Source organism: Corallococcus praedator (assembly GCF_003612125.1).
Taxonomy (GTDB): Bacteria; Myxococcota; Myxococcia; order Myxococcales; family Myxococcaceae; genus Corallococcus; species Corallococcus praedator.
In genome coordinates this window covers 1-396 of record NZ_RAWI01001363.1, presented here as the reverse complement: position 1 = coordinate 396, position 396 = coordinate 1, and the positions used below count along the sequence as shown (strand labels likewise).

Here is a 396-nt window from a genome sequence, read left to right as displayed (position 1 = left end):
GGTTTCGATCAGTAGGTGTCTGCTGCTGGCCAGCGGTCGGCGAAGGTGGTGGCGAACGCGTTGAGCGTTGCGCTCCACCTCATGGTCCATTGCGCCTGGCCTTCACCGGTTGGGTCCAGCGATCGGATGACCAGGTAGAGGGCTTACGGCGGCTTAATCGGTCGGAAGTGACCGCAAGACTGACTGCGGGTAGCGAGCGTTCAACATCTCTCGCGTTCGTCGAGCTGGTGTCATCGTTGGCTGGCGCCGTTGCGGTGCGTTGCAGCAGGTCGTCGGGGCTGCGGATGGCGGTGGCGACGGAGACATAGCTGGCGTAGGCGAGCCAGGCCAGGCGAGGGACGAGGAGCCAGGCGGCGGTGCGGTCGAGTTTGGCGGTGACGGTGACACCGTGGATGG

Annotated in this window: 1 protein-coding gene and 1 pseudogene; both read right to left on the bottom strand. The window is 65.2% G+C overall.

Annotated elements, in window-relative coordinates:
* Positions 1 to 8 precede the first annotated feature (8 nt).
* Positions 9 to 140: pseudogene (locus D7Y13_RS48555) on the bottom strand (IS256 family transposase); the annotation flags it as partial.
* On the bottom strand, positions 80 to 394 hold the full coding sequence (locus D7Y13_RS49915; protein WP_439329274.1) for a TspO/MBR family protein: 315 nt from the start codon (positions 392 to 394) through the stop codon (positions 80 to 82). The pseudogene D7Y13_RS48555 and the gene D7Y13_RS49915, both read right to left, overlap by 61 nt.
* Between the last annotated feature and the right edge of the window lie 2 nt (positions 395 to 396).